At 40.5% G+C, this 23,380-nt stretch carries 21 protein-coding genes; 10 read left to right on the top strand and 11 right to left on the bottom strand.

Going from position 1 to position 23,380, the window contains the following annotated elements:
• Window positions 1–22 precede the first annotated feature (22 nt).
• Both ACWXWT_RS09480 and ACWXWT_RS09475 read left to right on the top strand, forming a co-directional pair.
• The gene (locus tag ACWXWT_RS09480; RefSeq protein WP_456041341.1) at window positions 23–643 is read left to right on the top strand and encodes a pentapeptide repeat-containing protein; all 621 of its coding nucleotides are present in this window, start codon (window positions 23–25) and stop codon (window positions 641–643) included.
• A 29-nt stretch (window positions 644–672) separates the two neighbouring features.
• Entirely contained in the window at window positions 673–1,566 is an 894-nt protein-coding gene (locus tag ACWXWT_RS09475) for an AraC family transcriptional regulator (RefSeq protein ID WP_456041340.1), read from the top strand.
• A 54-nt stretch (window positions 1,567–1,620) separates the two neighbouring features.
• On the opposite strand, the gene ACWXWT_RS09470 is transcribed toward ACWXWT_RS09475, so the two are convergent.
• The 3 genes from ACWXWT_RS09470 to ACWXWT_RS09460 form a co-directional block, all read right to left on the bottom strand.
• Window positions 1,621–2,853 carry a DUF819 family protein gene (locus ACWXWT_RS09470; protein ID WP_456041339.1) on the bottom strand — a complete coding sequence of 411 codons (1,233 nt, stop codon included), beginning with the start codon at window positions 2,851–2,853 and terminating at the stop codon, window positions 1,621–1,623.
• A 52-nt stretch (window positions 2,854–2,905) separates the two neighbouring features.
• Window positions 2,906–3,799 (bottom strand): LysR family transcriptional regulator, encoded by an 894-nt coding sequence (locus ACWXWT_RS09465; protein WP_456041338.1) that lies wholly within the window; start codon window positions 3,797–3,799, stop codon window positions 2,906–2,908.
• A 181-nt stretch (window positions 3,800–3,980) separates the two neighbouring features.
• Window positions 3,981–5,036, bottom strand: coding sequence for a porin (locus ACWXWT_RS09460; RefSeq protein ID WP_456041337.1), 1,056 nt, complete (start codon window positions 5,034–5,036; stop codon window positions 3,981–3,983).
• A gap of 268 nt (window positions 5,037–5,304) precedes the next feature.
• On the opposite strand from ACWXWT_RS09460, the gene ACWXWT_RS09455 reads away from it, so the two are divergent.
• Complete coding sequence (locus ACWXWT_RS09455) at window positions 5,305–7,074, top strand: flavocytochrome c (RefSeq protein ID WP_456041336.1); 1,770 nt, start codon at window positions 5,305–5,307, stop codon at window positions 7,072–7,074.
• Between the two features lie 145 nt (window positions 7,075–7,219).
• Here the strand turns inward: ACWXWT_RS09455 and fabV are convergent, their stop codons facing one another.
• The 7 genes from fabV to pspF all read right to left on the bottom strand — a co-directional run bounded on the left by fabV (window position 7,220) and on the right by pspF (window position 15,002).
• Window positions 7,220–8,422 (bottom strand): enoyl-ACP reductase FabV, encoded by a 1,203-nt coding sequence (gene fabV, locus ACWXWT_RS09450; protein ID WP_456041335.1) that lies wholly within the window; start codon window positions 8,420–8,422, stop codon window positions 7,220–7,222.
• Window positions 8,423–8,527: 105 nt separating this feature from the next.
• Window positions 8,528–9,313 carry a peptide ABC transporter ATP-binding protein gene (locus tag ACWXWT_RS09445; RefSeq protein WP_456041334.1) on the bottom strand — a complete coding sequence of 262 codons (786 nt, stop codon included), beginning with the start codon at window positions 9,311–9,313 and terminating at the stop codon, window positions 8,528–8,530.
• Complete coding sequence (locus ACWXWT_RS09440) at window positions 9,294–10,301, bottom strand: oligopeptide/dipeptide ABC transporter ATP-binding protein (RefSeq protein WP_456041333.1); 1,008 nt, start codon at window positions 10,299–10,301, stop codon at window positions 9,294–9,296. Before ACWXWT_RS09440 ends, ACWXWT_RS09445 begins: the two co-directional genes overlap by 20 nt.
• A 3-nt stretch (window positions 10,302–10,304) precedes the next feature.
• The gene (locus ACWXWT_RS09435) at window positions 10,305–11,195 is read right to left on the bottom strand and encodes an ABC transporter permease subunit (RefSeq protein WP_456041332.1); all 891 of its coding nucleotides are present in this window, start codon (window positions 11,193–11,195) and stop codon (window positions 10,305–10,307) included.
• Complete coding sequence (locus tag ACWXWT_RS09430; RefSeq protein ID WP_456041331.1) at window positions 11,182–12,213, bottom strand: ABC transporter permease subunit; 1,032 nt, start codon at window positions 12,211–12,213, stop codon at window positions 11,182–11,184. The genes ACWXWT_RS09435 and ACWXWT_RS09430 overlap by 14 nt, the downstream gene beginning before the upstream one ends.
• Window positions 12,214–13,839, bottom strand: a complete 1,626-nt coding sequence (locus ACWXWT_RS09425; protein ID WP_456041330.1) for an ABC transporter substrate-binding protein — start codon at window positions 13,837–13,839, stop codon at window positions 12,214–12,216.
• Between the two features lie 83 nt (window positions 13,840–13,922).
• Complete coding sequence (pspF, locus tag ACWXWT_RS09420; RefSeq protein WP_456041329.1) at window positions 13,923–15,002, bottom strand: phage shock protein operon transcriptional activator; 1,080 nt, start codon at window positions 15,000–15,002, stop codon at window positions 13,923–13,925.
• 192 nt (window positions 15,003–15,194) lie between these two features.
• Between pspF and pspA the strand changes: the two genes are divergently transcribed.
• From pspA to ACWXWT_RS09390, 6 genes are all read left to right on the top strand, one after another.
• Entirely contained in the window at window positions 15,195–15,878 is a 684-nt protein-coding gene (pspA, locus tag ACWXWT_RS09415) for a phage shock protein PspA (RefSeq protein ID WP_456041328.1), read from the top strand.
• A 19-nt stretch (window positions 15,879–15,897) separates the two neighbouring features.
• Window positions 15,898–16,137 (top strand): envelope stress response membrane protein PspB, encoded by a 240-nt coding sequence (gene pspB / locus ACWXWT_RS09410; RefSeq protein WP_456041327.1) that lies wholly within the window; start codon window positions 15,898–15,900, stop codon window positions 16,135–16,137.
• Window positions 16,124–16,519, top strand: a complete 396-nt coding sequence (gene pspC / locus ACWXWT_RS09405) for an envelope stress response membrane protein PspC (RefSeq protein WP_456041326.1) — start codon at window positions 16,124–16,126, stop codon at window positions 16,517–16,519. Before pspB ends, pspC begins: the two co-directional genes overlap by 14 nt.
• A gap of 51 nt (window positions 16,520–16,570) precedes the next feature.
• Window positions 16,571–18,013, top strand: coding sequence for a YcjX family protein (locus ACWXWT_RS09400; RefSeq protein ID WP_456041325.1), 1,443 nt, complete (start codon window positions 16,571–16,573; stop codon window positions 18,011–18,013).
• A 29-nt stretch (window positions 18,014–18,042) separates the two neighbouring features.
• A complete protein-coding gene (locus tag ACWXWT_RS09395) occupies window positions 18,043–19,134 on the top strand; it encodes a TIGR01620 family protein (protein WP_456041324.1) in 1,092 nt (363 codons plus the stop codon).
• A 142-nt stretch (window positions 19,135–19,276) separates the two neighbouring features.
• Entirely contained in the window at window positions 19,277–19,609 is a 333-nt protein-coding gene (locus ACWXWT_RS09390; protein WP_456041323.1) for a ComEA family DNA-binding protein, read from the top strand.
• A 120-nt stretch (window positions 19,610–19,729) separates the two neighbouring features.
• Here ACWXWT_RS09390 and ACWXWT_RS09385 read toward each other — a convergent pair whose 3' ends face one another.
• Window positions 19,730–20,467 carry a YciK family oxidoreductase gene (locus ACWXWT_RS09385; RefSeq protein ID WP_456041322.1) on the bottom strand — a complete coding sequence of 246 codons (738 nt, stop codon included), beginning with the start codon at window positions 20,465–20,467 and terminating at the stop codon, window positions 19,730–19,732.
• 259 nt (window positions 20,468–20,726) lie between these two features.
• On the opposite strand from ACWXWT_RS09385, the gene ACWXWT_RS09380 reads away from it, so the two are divergent.
• Window positions 20,727–23,207 (top strand): VolA/Pla-1 family phospholipase, encoded by a 2,481-nt coding sequence (locus ACWXWT_RS09380; RefSeq protein WP_456041321.1) that lies wholly within the window; start codon window positions 20,727–20,729, stop codon window positions 23,205–23,207.
• The last annotated feature ends 173 nt before the right edge of the window (window positions 23,208–23,380 follow it).

Below are 23,380 nucleotides of genomic sequence, written 5' to 3'. Positions count from 1 at the left end.
TGTTTATAAGGTAATATAAATCATGAACAATATGATGAAAGAACACCCCATTGATCTGTTTGTGTTATTGCACTATAGCGATGACACATTTGAATCGATTAAAGGCGTTGGGTTGCAGTTCAAAGATATCGTATTTGAACGGTGTCATTTTGTACAATGCGATTTCAATCAAAGTGAGTTCTACCATTGTCAATTTATCGAATGTGTTTTTAGTCAATGTAACTTAAGTGTTTTGTCGGTAATTGCGACAGAGTTTGACGATGTTACTTTTCTTGATTGTAAAGTGATTGGCGTGGATTGGACGAAAGCACAATGGCCGCAATTTCTGATCCAATCGGCTGTGGTATTTGAACGCTGTTTACTCGATGGAAGTCATTTTTATTCAATGAATTTACCCGAACTTAAACTTGTTGACTGTCGAGCCCATGATGTGGACTTTAGAGAGGCCAATTTAAGCCAAGGGAATTTTCGTCAAACAGATTTTACATTAAGCCAATTTAATAACACCAATTTGCACGGTGCAAACTTTACTGAAGCGACTAATTACCAGATTGATATTACCCGCAACAACCTTAAACAAGCCATATTCAGCCGTTTTGAAGCACTGAGTTTGTTAGAAGGCTTAGATATTCAATTGGTATAGGTTAAATTGTTAACATTAAGGAGAATGCGGTGAGCCATAGACTCGATCCCTCATTTGAACAAGCATTAGCTTACATAGACAAGCATTTACATACGCCAATAGATACTGCTGCACTAGCCAATATTGCAGGTATTGCAGAACAACATTTTAGTCACTTATTTTACGCGCTTTATGGTCTGTCGCTTGACGCCTATGTCGATTTACTCAAAAGTTTACAGGCGGCACATCAATTAGGCTTTGGTGAACAAATACCATTGTCAGCCATAGCGAGTAGCTTGGGTTACGATGATGAAGCGCATTTCATTGTTTCTTTTACCCAAAGCATCGGGCAAAGTCCACAATCATTTAGACAAAAACCTGATTGGGGGAATTTTTTTGCTAAGCAGCAACCGTTAAAGTCTTTTCAACCCCCTAAAGAAAATGAACACGGCTATAGAGTAGATGCAGTCGAGCTTGATTCACTGACTTTAGCCACAATGAGACATAGTGGCACAGCAGATACTTTGCCAACGACAATAAATCGTTTTATGCAATGGCGTAAACAGCATTCTCTTGGGCCGAATGTTGGGCGAATATTCAACTTAATTTATAGTCACCCAAAAGCTCAACCTTATTTTATAGATATTGGCGTATCATTAAGCAGTGAGGCTATAGCTCGCTTATCGACAGCGGATCTCACTGGGGCGAGTATCACGACTAAAGTTGTTCCAGCTGGTCGTTATGCAACGTTGTCCGTGAGCACAGATGCTACATATCGTGATATTAACACCTTGCTACATTCCGCTGTGGGTTATTTATATCGCGACTGGTTAGATAGCAATAACGTCAAACTCGGTAATTTCCCCTTGATGTTTGAACGCCTAAATATCGCCAAGAGGGATAACGCGGAACAGCAAGTTTGTATCTACTTGGCACTTCAATAAAGTAACTTAGGTTAGTTATATCTTTGCGTCGCTCATTATCAATTCAATATGTGTTTAAGGCTTGACCATTTTCATTAATTCGGCGCAAATCCACACCATATAGTTGGCCCAAGCATAACCAAATACAGAGAACATTACGGCAACCGGTGCTAAATGGCGATTAAAGGCGAGGGCGACTACTGGCGATGATGCTGCGCCGCCAATGCAACATTGGCTGCTAATAGCCATATAAGCTAATGGTGCTTTCATTAATACTCCTGCAATGATCACCAACAGTGCATGTATGCTTAACCAAACAAATCCAATAGCAAAATAGATAGGAAAATCATTGATCATGGTTAAGTCCATTTTCAGCCCCATAGTTGCAATGAGGAAATATAACAAAACGGTAGACACTTTAGATGCGCCAAGTTGTTCTAAATGCCTGACGTTGGTGTATGACAAACCAATGCTAACGCTGGTTACAATTATCACTATCCAGAAAAAGTGAGAGGTAAAACTAAACCTATCTGAGCTGGGGTAATATTGGCTGAAAAAGGGGACTAAATTATCTGCTCCCCAATGGGCTAATCCAGTAACACCAAATGCAACAGCAAAAATATAGACATAACCGTTAAGACTAGGTAGTGAAAGGGGTTGTGTATCACGTGAATGCACCCCATCGACCAATAAGCGAATACCGTTTACATCGGCACCTATTTTTTGATCAAGCTTGTCCGCATGAGGGGCACACATCAATAGAAATGCCATCCATAGCGCTGAAAACACAACATTAACCGATATCATAATGGCGAACATATTGTCTTCTACATCATAGATTTCTTTCATGGCAAACTGGTTTGCGGTGCCGCCAATCCAATTTCCTGCTAATGTTGCCATTGCCCGCCACGCTGATGCCGTCCCATCCCAGTAAAGTTGCTCAGGCGAAATGATTGAAAAAAGATATAGAGTCAGTGGAGCGCCTAAAATAATCCCCAAAGTACCTATGAAGAATAAAATGATAATTTTAGGGCCAAGTAATAACATCGATTTAATATCAACACTGATAATCAATAATGTTAAACAGGCTGGCATAATATAACGAGAGGCAATGACATTGAGCTGGCTATTTACCATATCGACAAGATGAAAAGTGTTAAATAAAGAGGGCACTACGTAGCACATCACCATAACAGGTACAAAGCGATATAGGATTTTCCATGGTCTGCTTGTTAATTCACTCGTATAGAAAATTAGCCCTAAGGTAAGAGCTAATAATCCTAAAATAACCGGGTCTTGATTTATCATGTCGTTAAACTCATGTGGTATCCAATGTCATAAATCAATACCGTTTTAACTGCTATTTTTTGATTTTTGAAGATGGCAGGCTATATTCGAGAAATTCACGGGCCAGCGAGCTAAGTGGTTCATCGTTTCTGTATATTGCCCAATAACGTCGCGAGTAATCCCAACCTTTTAACGATAGCTCGATTAAGTCTCCTCTTACGATTTCTTCTTCTACTGCTAATAAAGGTAATACACTAATACCAATACCTGTGCCGACCGCTCTTTTAATTGCGCCCATGGTGTTCATTGATAGTTCTTGGTTAATGCTAATATTGGCACTTTTAAGTAACTGTGTATTACGGATCCGAGAAACCGAAATTGTTTCATCCATCACCCAAAGCTGCTCAGATAACAACTCAGGAGTGATATTTTCGGTGACCAGTGGATTATTTTTACCTGTGATAATACACAACCTGTCTTGTAACCAAGGTTCTTGAAGTAGGTTTTTAAGCCCAGGTTTTGCATCGACAAATCCAATATCAAGTTCTTTTTCTGCGACCATTTTTTCAATACTAAGGCTATTATTAATAAATAATTTGATATCAACAGAAGGGTGTTGCTGTTTAAATAATGGGATTTTTCGCGATAACACATAGTTACCAGTGGTTTTACTGCAACCCACTTTAATACTGCCTCTAATGGGGCAGCCTTGGTCAAAAACGTGTTCTAATTCCATGCCTTTTGAGATCATTTCGTTGGCATAAGGTAAGATAACTTCACCATTATCATTTATGGTAAGCCCGGTGCTGCTTCGTTCAAATAGGCGACTGCCTAAAGAGTCTTCTAGATCACGCAGCGCCATACTTACCGCGGGTACCGACATGTGCAGTTCTTTTGCGGCTTTTGATATTTGGCCACAATGATGAATCGCTTTAAAAATAGATAATTGTTTTAAGGTAATTCGCATAAGCGGACCGATAATGGTTGAGAGATAAAGTATACCGTACCCAAATGAGTCCGATCTAAAAGGCGATGTCAAAATGTTAACAAGTGCAAAGTTATCGGCATTATTAGATTAAAAAGAATCAAGTTAAGCCCACAATTGAACTTTTGTTTGCTTAACTTGGCCTTACCGTTGTTGGACTACATTAGAAATCGAACCTTACCCCAACAGTAGCAACATTATCGTCTGCTAAATCAATCACCGTGCCAGAATGAGCTATTTGATATTCTCCATCATACATAGCGTAATGTGCTTGTAGCATGGTTGATTTTGATAATTTGTAATCGGCACCGAAAACCAACCTGTTAATATCCACATCGGTTGCTTGTTTGTAATCTGTAGATGATGCAACTGCAGAATTATATTTAAAGTATTTACCAAAACCAGCTTTGTCTTTACCGTATTCCACTTTTAAATTAACACCATTTAAGTTGTAAGAAAGTGCAACAAAATATGAATCACCTTCTTTTTGATCAAAATTTTGGCTTTCTGAATGTTGATAAAGACCGCCCAGTTTAAATTTGCCCATTTTGATGTGACCTACACCACGATAAGCATCGACACCGCCAATAGTGTTGTACGCCCCCGCTAAGTAATAGCGATTTTTTTTCAATTTCTTATCACCCGCAACAACAGACAATGCATATTGTGTTTCATCACTGCCTTCATAGTTGTCATCCATTAGATAAGTACCATTAATAGTAAATAAGCCGGCAATGGTAGGTGAATAATATGTAATACCGTCTGCTTTTCTGTCTTGACCGGCAATCATGCGATTATAGGCAGCGTTTGTAAGTGCAAACGCTTCTACTGTGCCCTTAGAAGATTTCATGACAGTGTCGTTACGACCAACTAACACTGTACCCGCATCAGACACTACACCTAAATAAGTACTTCTTGCGCTAAATACTGTGTCGCTGCCTTCATTGGTAGCACCATTTACCTGTACTTCCATTTGATAAACCAATTCAAAATCATCATTGATTTTCTCGCTACCTTTAACGCCAATTCGACTTAAGTTATTTTCTAGTACCATACCTTCTTTTTTATTTTGCGTCGTAAACCCATGGTCTGCGTTAGTTAATGCAATGTCTAAACGGCCATAAGCAGTAGGTGAATCTGCTAATGCATTGAGTGATGTTACCGACAGTGCAGAAAGTAATGCTATGGAAATTAAATTTTTATTTGTATTCATGATCATCTCTTATTGTTAATTAATGTTATTAGAATAAGCAGGCTTTCGGTATTGGGTTGAAAGCATGTCTTAATGCTAAAGATTAACTTTTTGGTGAACATGAATGTGGGTCACAACCTACTAGTTATTAAAGCATTTTAAGAAAGTCTGAACAGGGTTTCACAATAACTTAACCAGATGTCAAATTTGATATGAGTCTAAGTTTTTCTATCTCTTTGTGAGTAATCTCTTGCCTAACAAAGCAAGTCAATATCAATAAGAAAAGGAACGAACAATGAAACTGAAATACTTAGTCTCAGTGATGGCAGTGATGATGCTATCTTCTGGAACTGCACTGGCCAAGTCGAATGACATGGGCTCATTTCATGCTGATATGGGTAGCTGTCAGTCTTGTCACACAGATCCAATTAAAGTGAGTGATAGTGAAACACACGAAAATGCTCAGTGTAAATCGTGCCACGGAGATTACGCTGAACTGGCTAATGACAAATTACAATTTGACCCTCATGCTTCACATTTAGGTGATATTAACTGTACTAGTTGCCATAAAGGCCATGAAGCGCCTCAATTTTACTGTAATGAATGTCATTCATTTGATATCAAGCCAATGCCATTCTCTGATGCCAAAAAGAAAAAGCCTTGGGATAACGGATGGGATCAAGACAAAATTCAGAAAGCCATTGCTGCAGGGCCACGAGAAACAACACAAGTATTGGTTGTTGGTGCGGGTAGCGCAGGCTTTAATGCAGCAATAACAGCTAAAAAAGCTGGTGCCAATGTTATTTTGGTTGAAAAAGCGCCATTCAGTGGTGGTAACTCTATGATTTCAGCCGGTGGTATTAATGCTGTTGGAACGCCGCAACAAGCTGCACATGGTATTGAAGATAAAGTGGAATGGTATATCGAAGATACAATGAAGGGCGGTCGCCAAAAAAATGATATTAAATTAGTGACCATACTTGCTGAAGAGTCTGCCAGTGCAGTTAAATGGTTAGAGGACTTAGGTGCAAACTTAGAGGACTTAAAACGCTCTGGTGGTGCTCGCGTTAACCGTACTCATCGTCCACATGGCGGGAAAAGTTCTGGACCTGAAATTATTGATACTTTACGTGCAGCGACCAAAGCTCAAGGCATTGATACTCGTCTAAATTCTCGAGTAGTCAAACTTGTTATCAATGATGATCGTAATGTTGTAGGTGCTGTTGTTCACGGTAAACACACAGGTTATTACATGATTGGTACTAAATCTGTCGTGCTCGCAACGGGTGGTTACGGCATGAATAAAGAAATGATTGCTTACTATCGCCCAACAATGAAAGACATGACCAGCTCTAACAATGTGACAGCAACAGGTGATGGTGTATTACTGGCTAAAGACATCGGTGCGTCAATGACTGATATTGATTGGGTTCAAGCGCATCCAACAATAGGTAAAGATAGCCGTATTCTAATTTCAGAAACCGTACGTGGTGTAGGCGCTGTGATGGTGAACAAAGATGGTAATCGTTTTGTTAGCGAGCTAACCACTCGTGATAAAGCATCTGATGCCATCTTAAAACAACCAGGAAAGTTTGCTTGGCTTATTTTTGATAACCAGTTATATAAAAAAGCCAAAATGGTACGCGGTTACGACCACTTAGAAATGCTTTACAAAGGTGATACAGTTGAAGAGTTAGCTAAAAGTACCGGTATGAAAGTCGCTGATTTAGTGAAAACAGTATCTGACTACAATGGTTATGTTAAAACAGGTGAAGACACTGCATTTGGTCGTGATGATATGCCATTAAATATGACGCAAAGCCCATATTATGCAGTAAAAGTAGCTCCTGGTATTCACCACACTATGGGCGGTGTTGCTATTGACACCGATGCCTCTGTACTTGATCTGCAAAGTAAACCTATTGTCGGTTTGTTTGCTGCAGGTGAAGTCACTGGTGGTGTGCATGGGTTTAACCGTTTGGGTGGTAATGCGATAGCCGATACAGTGGTCTTTGGCCGTATCGCAGGAGATAACGCCGCTAAACATGCTCTAGAGAAAAAATAGTAAACCGTAACACTCCATCTTTTATCCCTTGCGTTACGTTTGGGCTAAGCATTATTGCTTAGCCCTTTTTTATGCAGCTGACTAGCAATAAAAAAGCCGTAATGCAGTGCATTACGGCTTGTACGTTAATTTGATGTGGCAGCGATTATAGCTCAATCACATCAAATGTTACATTAGGATCAACGTCTGCTTCATAATCGATACCATCAATACCAAAACCGAATAGTTTTAAGAACTCTTCTTTATATTCATTGTAATCAGTTAATTCACTTAGATTTTCAGTCGTCACTAGCGGCCATAAATCACGGCAATGTTGTTGAATATCTTCACGCAATTCCCAATCGTCTAGGCGTAAACGGTTTTCGCTGTCAACTACAGGCGCTTGACCGTCTACGCGATATAGACGTTCGTTAAACATACGGTAGATTTGCTCCATACAGCCTTCGTGAAGACCTTCTTGACGCATCTTTTTAAAGACCATTGCAATATACAGCGGCATAACGGGAATCGCCGAACTGGCTTGAGTGACTACGCTTTTAAGTACTGCGACGTTAGCAGAACCACCCGTAGCAGATAACTTAGCGTTAAGTGCATGTGCCGCACGGTCTAAATCCATCTTGGCTTTACCCAAGGCGCCATGCCAATAAATAGGCCAAGTTAATTCGGTACCAATATAGCTATAAGCAACCGTTTTGCAATTATCAGCTAATACGCCAGCGTCGCTTAACGCATTCATCCATAATTCCCAATCTTGACCGCCCATTACCGTTACGGTATCGGAAATTTCTTGTTCTGTCGCGGGTTCTACAGACGTTTCAATAATCGTGTTTTTATTAGTGTCAACCGCTGTGGCAGAATACGTTTGGCCAATGGGTTTAAGTGATGAACGGATCACTTCACCAGTATCAGGTAATTTACGTACTGGAGACGCCAGCGAGTAAACCACCATGTCGATTTGCCCTAAATCTTGCTTAATCAGTTCAATAACTTGTTGCTTTGCTGCATGGCTAAAGGCATCGCAATTAACGCTTTTAGAATATAAGCCTTCGGCTTTAGCAAACTTGTCAAATGCAGCCGTATTGTACCAACCCGCGGTTCCCGGTTTAGTTTCAGAGCTTGGCTTTTCAAAAAACACGCCGATAGTCGCAGCGTCGCTGCCAAATGCTGAAGCGATACGAGATGAAAGGCCATAGCCACTAGAGGAGCCAACAACTAATACTTTTTTAGGGCCATTAGCTATTTTTCCTTTGGCTTTAGTGAGTTCAATTTGCTCTTTTACGTTTGCTTCACAGCCAACAGGGTGAGTGGTGGTACAAATAAAGCCACGAATTTTAGGTTTAATAATCATATTTAAGCTTCTTCCTTTAACATTGGCTCTAGGATAAATAGTTCGACGACCAAATGGCACTGATTTTTACTAAAACGCCCTCAAAAACACAGTGGTTGGAGCAGTTTAGCGCTTTTGCATAAATTGACTTTGTTCTTGGATTAGTCGTTGGGTGTATTCATGTTGTGGTGAGGTAAATAATGCTTCAGTGGTTGATTTTTCAACCATGTGACCATTTTGCAACACCATAATTTTATCACTCACATGACGTATGATATTAAGATTGTGTGACACAAAAATATACGACAATCCCATCTCTTTCTGTAGTTTTAATAATAGGTTGATGATTTGCGAACGGACAGATAAGTCTAAGGCTGTTAGTGCTTCATCTGCGATTATAATTTTAGGATTCAGCATCAATGCACGGGCAACCGCGACACGCTGTTTTTGCCCCTCTGAAATCATGTGCGGATAAAAATCTGCGTGTTCGGGCAATAAGCCAACTTTTCTTAAGGTTTCAATCACTAAAACCTTACGCTCTGTGGAACTGAGTTGTGTATTAAAACGTAAGGGTTCTTTAAGTAAGTTGCCAATGGATAATCGTGGATTAAGTGATGTTGTTGGATCTTGAAAAATCATCCTAATCAAACGGCAACGTTGTTTCAAATTTCGGGTTTCTAAGGCTTCACCTTCAAAAAAAATGTCACCACCACTTCGTTGTTCTGCGCCCACTAAAATACGTGCAAGGGTACTCTTGCCAGATCCTACAGAGCCGACAATCGCTAGGGTTTCACCTCTACCAAGCTCAAATGAAACAGGCGATAACGCCTGATAATATTGAGGTTTGAAACGCTTGTAACCCGTTAAGTATTGCTTACTTAACTCAGTGACTTTAAGCAATGGCGTCGTCATCTTCTTGCTCACTTTGATAAGGGAAATGGCAGGCGAAGTAGCGGTCTTTAATGTGTTCAAGACTTGGCTGTTTTACACATTTACGTTGTGCTTCAGGGCAGCGAGGGCCGAGTCGACAACCCGCGGGTAAATGTTGCAGGGATGGTGAAGATCCTTGTAACGTAGGTAATTTAGCTTTGTGACGCATTTTCTCTGTATGGTCTGGTAGGTTTTTAAATAAAGCTCGAGTATAAGGGTGATATGGCATCGCCATCATTTCACTTACAGGCCCAGACTCCATGACTTGTCCACTATACAAAATGGTTAAGTTATCACACCAATGCACCATAGTTTCAAGCTCATGGCTAACCAAAAGAATGGAAACACTTTGCAGTTGATTGAGTTGCGACAATAATCTGAATATTTGCGCTTGGGTGTTAAGCTCCATTGAGTTGGTTGGCTCATCGGCTATCAGCAGTTTAGGATGATTTGCAACAGCCATCGCAATCATCACCTTTTGGCATTCTCCTTCAGACAATTCCCAGGGATAACACTTCATGAGTTTTTTAGGCTTTTTGATGCCAACTTTATGCAACCATTTTTGTGCGTGTAAATAAGTGTCATGTCCACGTCGCCAAAAAGGAATATTTTTATTGGGTACCATCGCTTCAATCAATTGGCTGCCAATGGTTTTTACAGGGTCAAGACTGCCTGATGGGTCTTGGAAAATCATTGCCATTTCGGTGCCCATGAGGCAACGTCGTTGTTTGGCGCTCATTTCTAATAAGTTTTTTCCATCCCACATCATGCGATCAGCGATAATATGCCAGTTGGGTCCCAACACCCCAAGGATCGCTTTGGCAAATAAACTTCGCCCAGATCCTGACTCTCCAACCAGTCCGTGAATTTCGCCAGGATTGATCGTTAAACTGACTTTCTCGAGCACTTTTACTGTGCCCTCAGGGGTATCTAATTCAATCGTGAGATTACGTACATCAAGTAAAGGCATAGGTTAGTTTCTTATCGGTGCGAGCGCAGAGCGTAAACCATCACCGACTAAGTTGACCGATAATACGGTAAACAAAATCGCGACACCAGGTATGGTAACAGTCCAAGGTGCGAGCAATAAATTATCAAGCCCTTGTGCGACCATGGCACCCCATTCAGGACTTGGCGCTTGGGCGCCAAGGTTTAAAAATCCGAGTGCGGCAATATCTAATATTGCTGCAGAAATGGCCATCGTGACTTGAATAATCACCACGTCCCACACGTTAGGCATAATGACATACCAAAAAATTTGTAATGAGTTGGCACCATCTAATTTAGCTGCGGTAACATATTCTTTTTGCTGTTCTTCGTGGACAGCCTGATGAATTGCCCGAACAAATTGTGGCACCATTGCAATGCCGACGCCCCAAAACACATTGTTAAGACCGGGTCCCATAATGGCGACGACTAAAATAGCCATCAGTAACGATGGTATTGACAGCAATGCGTCCAATAAATGGCTTAAAATACTCGACTTAATCCCGCGCATCATTCCTGATAGCGATCCAATAATAAAGCCAAAGAATAGTGACGTCGCAACAATTAACAAAGACATACCAAAGGTTAATTGTACGCCATGTAAGATGCGGCTAAAAATATCCCGTCCAAGGTCGTCGGTGCCTAAAAAATGTTCAACGGTTCCTGCAGGATCCCATGATGGAGGCAAAAGTAATACTTGTTGGTCTTGAACCTCAGCTGAATAAGGCGCAATAAATGGGGCAAAAATAGTGAGTATTAATAAAAAAATAACCGCCCATAAACCTATGACCGCAAAGGGGTTTGCGGAAAATGTTTGCCACACTCGCCACATCGGTGATGCGATGTGATCTTCTTGGTAGATCTTAATTCGAGGCATACAATTCCTTTCTGCTCATAGGATTGATTGCAGTATGGAGTAAATCAATCAATATGCTTAAGAAAATAATTAATAATGAGACAGATAAGATCCCTGCTTGTATCACGGTGTAATCACGCTGATAAATCCCCGATACTAACCAACTCCCAACCCCTGGCCATGAAAATATGACTTCAACTACGATGCCGTAACTTGCGAATGAGCCCAACATTAAACCGATACTTTTTAGTACTGGAATTAATGCATTAGGCAAAGCATGGCGGAATAATATTTTAGCAGTGTGCAAACCTCGGGCTTCGGCTGCGCGAATATAAGTTTGATTCATCACATTTAAAATGGCTTGCCGAGTGATCCTAACCACTAAAGTAAATGGAAGAATCGCTAAGGTGACTGCCGGTAATATTAAGTGCAAAACAGCATCATGAAATGCGGGAATACGATAAGCAGAATCAGATAATAAGGTGTCTATCAACATAAAGCCCGTGACGGGTTTTATTTCATAAAGTAAATTTATTTGCCCTGAAATGGGCAGCCAACCTAGGTTAACGCCAAACCACATCGACAAGGTTAAGCCTAGCCAGAATACCGGAATTGAGTAACCCGTTAAGGTAATGGCTAATATACTGTGTTGCAATGCTTTGTTATTGCCTAAAGCCGCAATAATTCCAATGGGGACGCCAAAAAACACGGCAATAAACCCAGAAAATAACGACAATTCAAAAGACGCGGGTAATACAGAAGTCAGCTCATCGATCACTTCTTGTTGCGAATTACTGGAAATACCAAAGTTACCCGATAAACGTTGGCGCAAATAGGCGGTAAATTGCAGCAATAGATTATCGTTTAGTTGATAATCTTGCTCTATTTGTTGCTGTTGTTCAACTGTTGGATATTGAACTCCAGACAATGAATATGCTTTGCTAACAGGAAAATGTCCCGACGCCAGAAATAACACGGCTATCATTACCAATGATGTGGCGATAAACAGGGTTATGCGTCTAAATAGATAACGCCACATTTATTCACTTTCCTCGGTTGTTTGAGTTGCTCTGGCAAATGAAATACCGCCATAGGGCCTAATTTGCATCGTCGTAATATTATCTTTTTTCAACACGATTTTTTTAGCATGAGCGAGCGTTACCATTGGCACTTGATCACTAATGATGGCCTCAGCTGATTGATAAAATGCTTTTCGTTCAGGCTGAGTCGATACACTTTGGGCCTGTGTTAGTAAATGTTCAAAATCTTTGTTACACCATCGAGAGCGGTTGTTATTAGATGCCAACGCCGCACAACTTAATAATGGCGTAAAAAAGTTATCGGGATCGCTATTATCGGCATTCCAGCCAATGAGTACGGAATCATAATTTGAGCTAGCTAATTTTTGGGTGAATACGCTCCAATCATAGCTAACAATATTCAGTTTTACGCCAATACGAGCTAAATCAGCTTGAATTAACTCAGCTGTTTTTAGTGCACTTGGATTATAAATTCGTGCTACTGGCATGGCCCACACGTTAATGGATAAATTAGCGATGCCCGCTTGTTTCAATAATGTTTTGGCTTTTTCTGGGTTGTATTCATTGGGGGATAGATTTTTGCTGTAAGCCCAAGATGCAGGTGGTAAAACCCCGGTCGCCTCAACAGCGGTATCATTATACACCACGTCTAAAATATTATTTTTATCGATAGCATGTGAAAGCGCTCGTCGCACACGAACATCATCCAGAGGGGGCTTTTGAGTGTTAAATGCCCAAAATGCCACATTTAGTCCAGGTTTTGCGTCGATGATAATATCGTTATGTTGGTTGAGTATTGCTAGCTCACCAGCTTTTGGAAGCGCCGAAACACTGCAATCGCCAGTAATTAACTTTGCAATGCGTGCAGTACTTCTCGGGGTGATATCAAATACCAATTGATCAATTTCAACCGTTGGTCCCCAATAAACGGGATTCTTTTTATAGCGAATATATTCATTTTTAACATATTGGTTCAGTTGGAAAGGGCCTGTGCCTACGGCATAATAATCGATATCTTCAGGTTTACCTTGTGCTAACAGTTGATAACCATATTCTGCAGATAACACTACAGCAAAATCTGTGGCCAGATTAGATAAAAATGATGCATCTTTACGGGCTAAATGAAAGGTGACTTGATGATCATTTATTTTCTCGATAGAGTTAATTAATTCTGCAAAACCAATGCTTTGAAAAAATGGGTAACCAGTTCTACTGACTAAGTAATATGGGTGTAAAGGATTAATAATTCGATTAAATGAAAACAATACGTCATCGGCATTAAAATCTCTTGTGGGGCTAAAGTGACGAGTTTTATGAAAACTAACATGTTCGCGTAAGGTAAATTGGTAACTTAAACCGTCATCGGAAACCTGCCATGATGTCGCCAAACCAGGTGTAATACTGGCTTTTTCTTGGCTGTAATTGACTAGCCGACTATAAATTTGATGTGAGGTTGCATCAATAGTGGTCCCCGATGTGACCAGCTGAGGGTTAAAGCTTTCAGGGTTACCTTCGCTGCAATATACAAGGCCAGAGGGTAATTGCGCCTGTCCACATGCCGCCAACATAATGCTGGAGAGACATAAAGATATCAGCTGATACCAGTGTTTTACTATAACAGGCATGGTGTGATCATATTTTATCGACGTTGAGTGAGTATTTTAACAGTGTTCATTGCATTGGGGCAATGAGCATATCCAAGCTTCATTTAGCTCTTGTCGAGTAAATTATATTTTTTTAAAATGCCTCGAAGCTGATGGTAGCTTAAGCCTAATAAGTCAGCGGTTTTCTTTTGATTATATTGACCTTCAGCCAAAGCTCGTTGTAGTAATTCTATTTCGCTATTTTCAGTGTATTCTTTAAAATCAATTGGGAATTCTATGCTATTTAGTACCACAGAGGCTTCGGCTTTAACGTTTAATTCGGTCGACTCTGTCACCGATATTGAGGTAGGTTCAAGTTGAGTAGACTGACGCTCGCGGGTTTTAATTCTATTAACAGGGCGATAAGGCGATGCAAAAGGATCTAAAATAATATGATCAATTTCTTGGCCGTCAGTGCCTTCACGATAAACACTTCGTTCGACGACATTTTTTAATTCACGGATATTTCCAGGCCAGCTGTGCATCATTAATTGCTCTATTGCCAGTGGACTAAAACCTCCAAAATATTCCAGTGATAACTGTCTTGCCATGCTTACGGCAAAATGTTCAGCCAATGGCATAATGTCTTCGGTACGGTGCCTTAACGGAGGTAAAGTGATTACATCAAAGGCTAAGCGGTCGAGTAAATCGGCTCTGAACTCGCCATTTTCTGCCAAGGTTGGTAAGTCTTCATTGGCGGCACAAATAAGGCGAACGTCAGATTGCACAGTTTTACTGCCACCCACCCTCTCAAATTCACCATATTCAATAACGCGTAACAACTTTTCTTGGATTAACCCTGATGTGTTTGCGAGTTCATCTAAAAATAATGTGCCTTTATCTGCTCGTTCAAAACGGCCTTCATGTCGACCTTTAGCGCCCGTAAATGCACCAGACTCATGGCCAAAAAGTTCACTTTCAAGTAAGTTTTCACTCAGTGAAGAACAATTGAGTTTAATAAAACTTTGATCCCAACGAGGGGACAAGTAATGTAGTCGTTCTGCTATTAACTCTTTGCCTGTGCCACGTTCACCAATAATGAGCACCGGTTTGGATAATGGCGCCACTTTAGATACATGTTCTAATACTTCAAGTAATGCATTAGATTGGCCAATGAGATTATCTTGTTGGAATTGTTTGCTCACAGTTAGCTTACTCGCAAAATTGTTAGTGAATTAGACTAATAATTGGTGAAAATCATAATAAATGGCTTGAGTGCTAAAAGAAAGTAAAAGTTAAATATTTGTTTAAGTGTATGATGTTATTGTGTTTGTAAATGTTGGCACGTAATGTGTAATACCAACTACGACATCCACGTTAATTTTGAGGAACACATTATGGGAATTTTCTCTCGCTTCGCAGATATCGTTAATTCAAATATCAGCGCAATACTCGATAAAGCCGAAGACCCTGAAAAAATGGTCCGTCTTATCATTCAAGAAATGGAAGATACACTTGTTGAAGTCCGTTCAACCTCTGCTAAGGTTTTGGCGGAGAAAAAAGAATTACTTCGCCGAATTGCTCGTGTGCAAGAGCAAGTTCAAGACTGGCAGAGTAAAGCTGAGTTAGCCTTATCGAAAGATCGTGAAGACTTAGCTAAAGCAGCATTAAGTGAAAAACAAAAAACAGTAGCTTTGTTGCAAACTCTTGAAATGGAACTGCAAGTTGTTGAAGAACATGTTGCTCGCTTAAAAGATGAAATCGCTCAGCTTCAAGAAAAATTGAATGATGCTCGTGCTCGTCAAAAAACCATTATTATGCGTAAGCAAACGGCCACTTCACGTTTAGAAGTTAAAAAGCAGCTTGATTCAAGTAAAATTGATGATGCGATGGTCAAGTTTGAACAATATGAGCGTCGAGTTGAAGGCCTTGAAGCACAAGTCGAATCATATGATTTAGGTAAAAAGAACGTTTTAGCTGACGAGTTTGCCGCACTAGAAGCAGAAGATTCTGTGAATGATGAACTCGCAGCACTAAAAGCCAAAATGAGTGCGAAAGCACAACCTAAAACAAAAGCGTAAATTTATTCAGAGGTGAGTTATGGATATGGATCTTCTTATTGCACCAATTATCATTTTTATGGTTGTTGTGGCACCTATCTGGTTGGTTCTTCATTATCGCAGTAAGCGACAAGTGAGCCAGGGGCTCACCGAGGAAGAATTTAATCAGCTTAATGATTTAATTGCTAAAGCAGAAAAAATGAGCAGTCGCATCGAAACATTAGAAGCGATTTTAGACACTGAATCACCAGAGTGGAGAGCAAAACATGAACTCAGCTAATGGGCGTACTCTATACCGCAACCCCAAAAGTGGTAAAGTGGCTGGGGTGTGTTCAGGTATTGCTGATTATTTTAACTTTGAAACATGGCTGGTAAGAGTTATTGCTGTGTCGATATTGTTACTCGGTGGAACAGGCGTTGTGCTGGTTATTTATATCGCCCTATGGATGATATTAGACATTAAGCCACAAAATCTGGAGCACAGAGAACAGCACAAAGATATTGAAATAAAAAAGAAAGTTTGGCAAGCTGGCGAACCCGCAAAGCAAGCATTGTTTGATGTTAATCGTCAATTTAATGGATTAGAACTCCGCTTAAGACGACTTGAAGAACATGTCACGTCAGACAATTTTGACCTTAAACGTCAAATCAATAGTCTTTAATCCTGCTAATGGGCGGTTATCCGCCTTTGTTTTTGGGAGCCATCAGCCATCATGAGATTTTTAGATCGTTCCTTGTTTCACGTTTCACAAACCGCACAATCTCTGGTTCATCGCAGCACCGATCGACATGTTAGGTTAGCCGTAACTGGGTTGTCCGGAGCAGGGAAAACAGCATTTATTAGCGGGTTAGTTAACCAATTGTTACATGCTGGGAAAAGCGCTAAGCAGAATCCTTTACCCTTATGGCAAGTGGCGCGTGAAGGTCGGTTGATTGCGGTAAATCGTGCTATGCAACCGGATTTGGATATTGCCAGTTTCGATTATCAAGGCGCAATGAATGCGTTAACCTCGTCACCTCCCTTTTGGCCAGCTTCAACCCAAAACATTACTGAATTACGTTTAGCGATTAAGTTCCAGCCGCGACAAGGTTTGTTAGCTAAACTCACTGATACTGCAACCTTATATGTGGATATTGTCGATTATCCAGGTGAATGGTTACTTGATTTGCCTATGCTAAAACAAGACTTTACCCCTTGGTGTTTGTCGCAACAAGAAAATGTCACATGTTTGCGTCACTCACCGCTATTTAACACATTTTATCAGGCGGTAGAGCAGTTGGATTTAAGTCAATTAGCTGATGAACAGCAACTTAAGTTCATTGCTGATATGTATCAAAAATTGCTGGTTGATTTAGTTCGAAAACAAGGGTTTTATCACGCCCAGCCGGGTCGAATGTTGTTACCGGGGGAATATGAAAATACTCCGTTATTAACATTCTTCCCATTGCTAAATTTAAGTCCAATGCAGCATTCGGACCTAGCATCGAGTCCAAGTGACTCTATTTATCATGTTCTTAAGCGTCGTTATCAACAGTACGTTTCACAAGTCGTTAAACCTTTCTATAGAGACTACTTTTCTCGATTTGACCGCCAGCTCGTGCTTGTGGATTGTTTGAATGCGTTAAATCATGGTCAAGCCCAGTTTAATGATATGGGGCAAGCACTTAACAGTATTATGGAAAGCTTTCAATTCGGTCAGTCGAGTTTAATCAGGCGCCTTTTTTCACCACGAATAGATAAAGTACTATTTGCTGCTAGCCAAGTGGATAGAGTGACTCGTGATCAGCAGGGGCATGTACTCAGCTTATTAACAGCGATGCTGCAACAAAGTCAACATTATGCCAATTTCGAAGGTAGCGAAGTTGAAACCATGGCAATAAGCGCGATTAAGGCGACTCAGCATGGAATGGTTAATGTCGATGGTGGGCAGCAAGAGGTGGTAAAAGGTACTGGGCTTGATGGAAAAAAGGTGACGTTATATCCTGGTGATGTGCCCACATCATTACCCGGAGCAGAATTTTGGCAACAACAAGGATTTAGTTTTAGTGCTTTTTTACCGCCTAATTTAAGCCATGTTCATGATAATAATCCTCAATTTGAACACATTCGTCTTGACCATCTCTTAGAGTTCCTATTAGGCGACAAATTGTCTTAATAGCGTTAATTGAACCACGAGCATTAATTATGAATGAATCTACACGCAGTTCATCGATAAAGACGTCGCAACTATTTACCGAATCCGATCTTGTTGTTAATCAAGGTGAGCATTCGGCAAAAGAACCGATCAAACCAGCCAAATCGTTTGAAGACATTGATTTTATTTGCGAGCAATCCTTAACTGCATTACCAGTGGCAATGGAAGACAGTATAAAGCCTGTAAAGCCAAAGCGTTGGTCGGTATTAGCAAAATTGTCGATAATGGCTTTAGTGGCATTGGTTATCGTGCAAACCGTAATAGGGTTAATTGACTCTTTTCAACAAAGTCCGTGGTTATTTGGTTTTTATACCGCAGTGTTATTCATCGTGAGTTTATGGGCGTCAGTTCTTACTCTTAAAGAATGGCGCAAGTTAGTTAATCTTAGAAAAGTCAGTGATCATCAAGCTAAAGCCGAACGATTGTCGCAAAGCATGCAAATGGGTGAAGCTAAAACATTTTTAACGCCCATATTGGCTAAATACCCAAATAACGATGCTAAGCAAGCGTATTTACAAGCATGTAGTCAAGAACATAATGATGCTGAAATCGTGCTGTTATTTGAAGATATCATGTTGTCTGAACGTGATTTACTTGCCAAAAAACGTGTTAACCGTTTTGCCGCTGAGTCGGCATTGTTATTAGCCGCAAGTCCATTAGCCGCGCTGGATATGGCCATTATTTTGTGGCGTAATCAAAAAATGATTAATGAGGTCGCGGCTATTTATGCCATTGAATTAGGTTATTGGAGTCGAATAAAGCTTATTCGGAGCATTGTTGTTAATCTTATTTATGCGGGTAGTACCGAGGTGATTACCGATTTAGGCACTCAATTATTATCGGTAGAAATGACAGGTAAGCTGTCTGCCCGTATAGCACAGGGATTAGGTGGTGGTTTGTTAACGGCTCGTTTAGGTTATCAAGCGATGAGTTTATGTCGTCCGGTAGCGTTTAATAAAAATAATAAACCTAAGTTATCCCATGTTCATCAACATTTATTGGGGGAATTAAAGCAATTTACCTCATCTATGATGTCAAAAAATAAATCGCAACAAGCTCAACATGTTGAGAATAATGAATAGTGGCGTTCTTTTTTTGAACAATTTAACTTTGTTGACTACAGTTAGATTTCGATCCAGAAACCATATGTCGTTCTGAATCGTTTGAGCTTGGTAATGGAGCAGGATGCATACCAACAAACTTAAGGAAGCAAAGGAGATTTTTATGAAATCGTCATTAACAGTAACTGCATTATTTATGTGCTTGTGTTGTTTTTTAAGCAATTATGCTTTCGCTGCAGACACAGCAAAGTCAGAAACTACAAAAAAAGTGACAAAAGTCGTTGATAAAAAATCAACCAATATGCAAAAGGTCAACATCAATAATGCCAGTGTTGCAGAGTTACAAAAATTGAAAGGAATTGGCCAGGCGAAAGCAAAAGCGATTGTTGATTATCGTACCAAAAACGGCAAGTTTACAGATTTGCAACAATTAACGATGGTGAGCGGTATTGGTGATAAATTAGTGAACCAAAATCGTGGTCATATGAGTTTTTAAATCATCAATATTATTAAACTAAAACGGAAGCCAATGCTTCCGTTTTTACTATCAGTCCAATATGATAATTAGCCTAATGTTTGATACCAATGCAAATGATTTATCACTAATTAGCGATGGCTATTGAGCATTGAATGCTTGGCCGTTTGTGCCAATTGATTCATCACCCATTAAGAATAAATAGGTTGGCATTATTTCTTGTGGGGTTTTAAGTGTTTTAGGATCTTCACCTGGGTAAGCTTTTGCGCGCATTTCAGTGCGAGTGGCACCGGGATTGATACTATTGGTTCGTACTGAAGTGTTATCACACTCATCTGCTAATACTTGCATCATGCCTTCTGTTGCAAATTTAGAAAATGCATATGCTCCCCAATAAGCACGCCCTTTGCGGCCAACACTGCTTGAGGTAAAGATAATTGAAGCATGCTCGGCTTTGCGCATAATTGGCAATAATGATTTTGTCATAATAGCTTGAGCGGTCACATTCACTTTTAAAATGGCTTCAAGAGAAGCAAGATCAAGGTGTTCAAATGGGCCTAATGCACCCAATTGAGAGGCGTTATGCAATAACCCGTCTAAATGGCCAAATTGCTCAGCAATAGTTTCTGCCATATCAATATAGTTTTGTTCGGTTGCGCCACTCATATCTAAAGGCACAATCGCAGGGGTTGGATAACCAGCAGTCGTTATTTCATCGTATACATTTTCGAGTTTTTTAACTGTCTTACCAAGTAAAATTACGGTTGCACCGTGTTTGGCAAATTCGAGAGATGCTGCTCGACCGATACCGTCACCAGCACCTGTGATTAAGATTGTTTTGTTATTGAGTAAATCTTTTGCAGCTTGATATTCCAACATGATTGATTAATTCCTCTAAGCGCAATTGCCCGTCAAATCTAGTACCGGATAAAAAACAAACGACCGTTTGAAACAAATGATTGATAATTGTAAGCGAATAGGTCATTTGTATGTAACAAACTTGTAGCTAACTCTATAATTTTGCGTTAACTTGAGAATAGTTAAGGACTAACATAAGTCCTTATGGTCGCATGATTGGCCTATTGTGACCAATTCTTGGGGAAAACAAAATTATTAAAACAAGATTTGGGGAAAAAAGATGAAAAGACTCATTTTGGGTGTTGCAATTACATCTGCTCTTGGCTTGACGGCTTGTGGTGGTGACAGTTTTAACGAAGCAAAAGAGAAAGCTGAGCCGTTAGTGCCTTTGTCACACGTTCAGTTTGATCCTGCAGAGGGACAAGTGCCATTACCAAACGATTTACTCTTCAGTGGCACTACTGATGGCACATTAGCTATCCCTGACGAAGACAAAGGTGAATATACAAACCCTCAAATTGCATTAGGCGCATTGGACGGATGGTCAACTAGCTCACCAATTTCAATAACAATGGAGTTAGCAGACGATTTAGAGGGTAATGCATTAACACTTGATGCCGCGTCCGTATTCCAAGCTGGTGCTGTTCGTGTATTTGAAGCAACGGTTGGTGGAGCATTATCAAGTGATGCAGAATGTAAATCGGCGCCTTCTGTTTCAGCCTGTAAAGTAGGTGATGAACTTCAGTTTGGTGTTGATTTCGTCTCTAAAGCATCAGGAAGCACAGTTGCCATAGTACCGATTAAACCATTAAAAGCAGGCCAGTCTTATATCTACATTACGACTGATCTTATTCAAGATTCATTGGGTAGAAGTATTCAACCTTCATATACCTATGGTCTTCTAAAGTTAGATTTTGAAACACAGCAATTAGAAACTGATGACCAGAAAATGTTGCAGTATTTGGTCAATAGCTATGAAAATGGTTTGGCTGAAACACACGGTGTTGATCCTGAGTCAATCAGCTTTTCTGGATTGTTCACCACTCAGTCTATCGCAGATGTTTATGAAACGACCAAGTTGTTAATGGCCTCTAACCCTGCCTATATGCCTGAGTTTGTAACCGTTCCTCAAGATACAGGAAAAACCGTTGCACAAGTTTTAGGATTAACACCTGCTGCGGGTGCGGCCTATTATGTTGCCGATATAGCAAAACTCTATACCGCTAGCATTAAGTTACCTATTTACGGTGATTGTTCATCAGCAAGCTGTGATATTCCAACTGTTGATGGTGCACCAACGGCGCCTAATGGTCATTGGTTAGCTCAAGGTGATAGTCCTGTATCAGTCTTGCTTGCGTTGCAGGCTGGTACATTAAGCCAAGAAAACTTTTTTGCGCAAGCATCGGTTAACGGTGTTGACCCTCAAGCAGCATTAAGTAACGCTGCATTGCTTGCAGGTAAGCAATGGAAACTTGACGATGGTACTTCTGCAGATAAAACGAAACATTTAACCAAGTTTAATCCTATACCCGCTATTCAGAACTATGAAGTCGTTCCAGTTCAAATTACCTTACCAGATATTGATAAGCTTGCAGCATTTACCGTTTCGCAAGGCGGAACGTTTGTGCCGCCAACAAGTGGTTGGCCGACTACAATCGCGATGCATGGTTTAGGTGGCGGGAAAGAAATGGCATTAGCTTATGCGGGAACATACGCTGCAGCTGGTGTTGCCACTGTTGCTATCGACATGCCATTACATGGTGCCCGCTCATATGACTTAGATGATGACGGCAAGTATGAAATATCGGCTACAGCACCTGCGTTTGGACCCGTAGTGGGAATGCCAGAAGCATTTGAAAATGGTAATCCATTAGTGTTTGTTAATATCGCAAGCACATTAACTGTGCGTGATAACTTCCGTCAGGCAACGTTAGATAATTTAGCATTGCGCTTATTGTTAACTGGCTTAGCACAACAATTGCCGGCTAATGGTCAAGTATTTGATGTGTCTAAAATCAGCGTTCAGGGTCTTAGCTTAGGTGGCATTGTTGGTACAACATTCTCTACTTATGCGAGTACTGGATTAGTTAATCCTATGACAGGTGATGCTTTGCCTAACGCTTATGCTATCAATGCAGCGTCGTTAGTGGCGCCAGCGGGTGGTTTAGCTGGAGCATTTGCTGGTTCTGCTGCGTTTGGTCCGCAATTGTTTGCCAACGTGACAGCATCGAGTACGTTTGCCGCGCTAGTTGAAGAAGCCAATACGGCAGGTTATGAAGAAGGTAGTGCAGAATATTCAGCATTAGTTCAAGCGGTGTATGCTAAATTTATTCCTACATTTGCTTTTGCAGTACAAACCGCAATTGATTCTGCAGACCCTTTAAACCATGGCGCAATGCTAGCAACAACGGAACTTCCTGTTCACGTCATTGAAATTGTTGGCGATGCGACAAACTTACCAGACCAAACATTGCCAAACAGTGTTGAAAATTTCCCGTTATCGGGTACAGAGCCGTTAATCGCATCATTAGGTTTAGGCTGTGTTGATAGTACTACGCCTGGTTCTGGCGCGGTACGCTTCTCTAAAGGCCATCACAGTTCTATTGTGAGCCCTGGTGAAGTAGAAGGTGTAACAGATGGTATGGCTACTGCCGCAACCGTTGAAATGCAGTCTCAGGTAGCTGGTTTTGCAAAAACTGCAGGTTTAGGACAAGCAACGATTGTAGTGAGTAATAGCGATGTTATTCAAAGCTGTAACTAATGCTTACTAATTAATGTGTAATATCTTAAAAAACCCAGTAATAGCTGTAATGCCGTTCACTTAAGGTGAGCGGCACTTTTTCTTTTTGCTACCGGATACTTGTTTTTACTGACTTTTAAGCAGCGTGGATAACTCCTCTCTCGCTTGCCTTCTAACTTAAATTGTTTGGCATT

It is taken from the genome of Shewanella sp. A22, from assembly GCF_053850585.1.
Note: the sequence above shows the minus strand (reverse complement) of the source record. Positions and strands in the feature narration are given on the sequence as shown.